At 67.1% G+C, this 3,484-nt stretch carries 3 protein-coding genes; all 3 read right to left on the bottom strand.

The genetic code is table 11. The features are described from left to right. Positions 1-96: 96 nt before the first annotated feature. Entirely contained in the window at positions 97-2,124 is a 2,028-nt protein-coding gene (gene mrdA, locus AC1VTH_RS07455; protein WP_481335510.1) for a penicillin-binding protein 2, read from the bottom strand. A gap of 3 nt (positions 2,125-2,127) precedes the next feature. Then, entirely contained in the window at positions 2,128-2,679 is a 552-nt protein-coding gene (gene mreD / locus AC1VTH_RS07450; RefSeq protein ID WP_481335509.1) for a rod shape-determining protein MreD, read from the bottom strand. A 9-nt stretch (positions 2,680-2,688) separates the two neighbouring features. Next, the coding region (mreC, locus tag AC1VTH_RS07445) for a rod shape-determining protein MreC (protein WP_481335508.1) at positions 2,689-3,484 on the bottom strand (796 nt) is incomplete at its 5' end.

Genomic DNA, 3,484 nt, shown 5'->3' with positions numbered 1-3,484 from the left:
GTGCCCCGGGCGCTTGCCGGCGTCGCCGCCAAAGAGCGACGAGACCACGCTGCCAAAGCCAACGCCACCTGCCGAGTTCTGTGCCATGTCGCCTCCCTACCTCGAATTGTCCTGGACCTCTGCCGTCTGCGTATCGGGCTCGTTGTAGATCGCGCCAAGGATGTCGCGCGCCACGTACAGGGCGCACGAGCCTCCGTAGCCGCCCTTCTCGACCGCGACCGCAACGACGTACTTGGGGTTGTCTTCGGGCGCGTAGCAGCAAAACCAGCTCGTGGGGTACTCGCCGTGCTCGCCCGAGCCGGTCTTTCCGGCCACGCGCTCGGTCATGTTGGTGAAGTGCGAGGCCTGCGACTCGCTCTCCTCGTACACCACGCCGTCGAGGCCTGAGATGACGAGGTCGAAGTTGGCGCTGCTCTCATCGGGCGTGAGCGAGACGGACGGCTCGAAGTCGCGGGCGGTGCCGTTGTCGCCGCGCCCCAAGACGCTCTTGAGGATGTGGGGCTTGTAGATGGTGCCGCGGTTGGCGATGCCCATGTAGACGCAGGCCATCTGCAGCGGCGTCACGGCGATGTCGCCCTGGCCGATCGCGATGTTGGTGTAGTCGCCGCCGTTCCACTTGCGGTCCTCGTCGGACCAGTTGGAGAAGTAGTTCCACTTCCACTCGGCGTCAGGCACGCGACCATCGCCCTCGCTGGGCAAATCGACGCCAGTCTTGGAGCCGAGGCCCCACTTGCGAAAGGTCTTCTGCATGCCGTCGGGGGTGCTCGAGTTGTAGAAGCCCTTGGCGACCTCGTAGAAGACGACGTCGCAGGAGTTCACGATGCCACCGCGCAGGTTGAGGTAGCCGTGGCCCTTGGTGTCCCAGCAGTACTTGCCGTCGGCCTGGCCAAAGCCCGTCCACCAGCCCGTGCAATCGTAGGTCGAGTCGGCCGTCGCGATGCCGTAGTCGAGGGCGGCGAAGGTCGTGAGCGGCTTGATCGTCGAGGCGGCGACAAACTGGCCAGAGACGGCTTTGTTCATGAGGGGATTGCCCGCGCTGTCAGCGGACAGCGCGTCCCAGTCGTCCTGCGAAATGCCGCCCACGAAGACTTCGGGGCGAAAGGTGGGGGCGCTCGCCATGGCGAGGATGTCGCCGTTCGTGGCGTCGAGCACCACCGCGGCGCCCGAGTTGCACTCCTTGACGCCGCCGTCCTGGCGCTTCTTGATCTGCTTGGCGAGGGCCTCCTCGGCGGCCTTCTGAATGTCGAGGTCGATGGTGAGCATGACGTCGGAGCCGCTCTCGGCGGGCACGCTCGTGGAGTAGTCAAGCACGTTGCCATGAACGTCGACGTAGACGGTCTGCTCGCCGCGCACGCCCTGGAGGAGCTCCTCGTATTGGTACTCGACGCCAGACTGGCCCGTCGTGTCGCCGCTCTCGTAGGTGAGGCCGTTGTTGGCCTCGGTCGAAGAGTCGATCTGCTCCTGGGTCACGGTGCCGGTGTAGCCAAGCACCTGGCAGGCGACCTCGCCCTGTGGGTAGGAGCGCTGCGTACGCGTCTCGACCGTGACGTCAGGGAAGACGTCGACGTGCTCCTGGATGAAGGCGACCTGCGAGCGAGAGGCGTCGACGGCGATCGTGCGTGCGCTCTGGGCGCTCTGGGTCGAGTCGGTGGCGCGGCGCTTGGCGGCGACGGTGGGCATGCCGAGGAGGTTTGCCAGGAGGTTGAGCTCGATGGAGTCGTCGGCGATGTCGCTCTTGGCGCACACCGTGAGGCTGGGGCGGTTCGCGACGAGCTCGACGCCATTGCGGTCGAGGATGCGGCCACGCGGCGCCGGCGTGGTCACCGTGCGCGTGCGGTTCGTCTCGGCCTGGGCTGAGTAGTCGTCGCCCGAAACGATCTGCATCGACCAGAGGCGCGCGAGCAGGGCCGCGATGACGCCTCCAGAGAACACACCCAGGCCGATGAAGCGGCTCTGGAAGGTCTTCTCGGGAGAGGTGTCGTTGCCACCGGCCGCGCGCGGGGCCTGGCCGCCAATGTCGAAGCGCAGGCCATCGGAGCCCCTGCTCGCGAGCAGGACGGCCGCGACGGCCACCGCGGCGATGACCACGATGACACCTATGAGCAGAATGGTTCCCGAGCTCATGCGCTACAGGCCCTTCATGGACAGGCCGCCCGAAGAGTGGCGGCCGCCAAAGGTTCCGCCCGTGCCGCCGGTGCGCGACAGCGCGAAGGCGACGACGGCCATGCTGAGGCAGTCGAGGAGGGCACCGGGCAGGGCGCGCAGGAAGACGACGTCGACGAAGGACGACGCCTGGCCAAAGACGAGCAGCACGAGGGCGTAGCCAACCTCGACGATGAGCGCGACGGGCACGAAGAGCACGACACCAGCTGTGGGGTCGTCCGCAATGCGGCTGTGGCCGCCCACGGCGAGGGCGTAGCACATGACGGTGAGCAAAAGCGCCATGAGGCCGATGGGGCCGGAGCCCGCGAGGTCATAGAACAGGCCGCACGCAAAGCCGATGGTCGGCGCCTTGGACTCCTCGCCACCAAGGGTGAGCGCCACGGCGAGGACAAGCGCAAGGTTCGCGCGACCGCCCAGGATGCCCACGTAGGGGGCGATGGAGAGCTGGAGCAGGCAGAGCACAACCGCAAGGATAATCGCGACGCGACGAAACTTGCCGGTGTCGTTGACGATCATGGCTACCCCCTACTCCGAGCTCGAGGAATCGGTCTGGTCAGAAGAGTCGCTCGCGGCGGCGTCGGTCGTGGCAACCGCGGTGGTGGCGCTCGTCGAGCTGGTGCGGTCTTGGGCGTTCGCGGCCGTGGCATCGTCTGCCGTGGCCTGTTGGTCGCCCGAGAGCGAGGTGACGACGAGGACCTCCTCGAGGGAGCCCACCGAGGCAAGCGGCTCGACCGTGATGTCGTAATAGAGCGAGCCCGAGGACTTCGTGACGTTCGACACGGTTCCCACGGGAAGGCCCTTGGGGTAAACGCCGCCCAGGCCGCTCGTGACGACGGAGTCGCCCGTGCTCACCTGCTGGTCGGTGCGGATGAGGTTGAGGTGGAGGGTGCCGTCGGCCGAGCCCTGGAGCTGGCCCTGGGCGCCGCTCGACTGAACCTTGGCCGAGACGCCGGAGGACTCGTCGGTAATGAGGCGCACCGTGGCCGTGGTGGGACCGCACTCACTCACCTGGCCCACGACGCCGGTCGAGGTCATGACGGGCATGCCGGTCTGGATGCCCGACGTCGTGCCCTTGTCGATCGTGATCGTGGAGCTCCACGAGTCGGTCGAGCGGGCGATGACGCGGGCGGCCGTCGAGTCGAGGTTGTACTGGTTGCGCAGCTGGAGCAGGTCGGTCAGGGTGTTGGCCTCGTCCTCGTACTCGGTGAGACGCGCCACCTGGGCCTTGAGGTCGTCGTTCTCGGCCTTGAGGTCGGAGAGCGTCTGCGAGTCTGCCGTGAGGTTGCCCACGACGTTAAAGATACCCGAGACGGGCGACGCC

This window comes from Parolsenella sp. (genome assembly GCF_982402205.1).
This window is presented reverse-complemented; position numbering and strand designations above follow the sequence as displayed.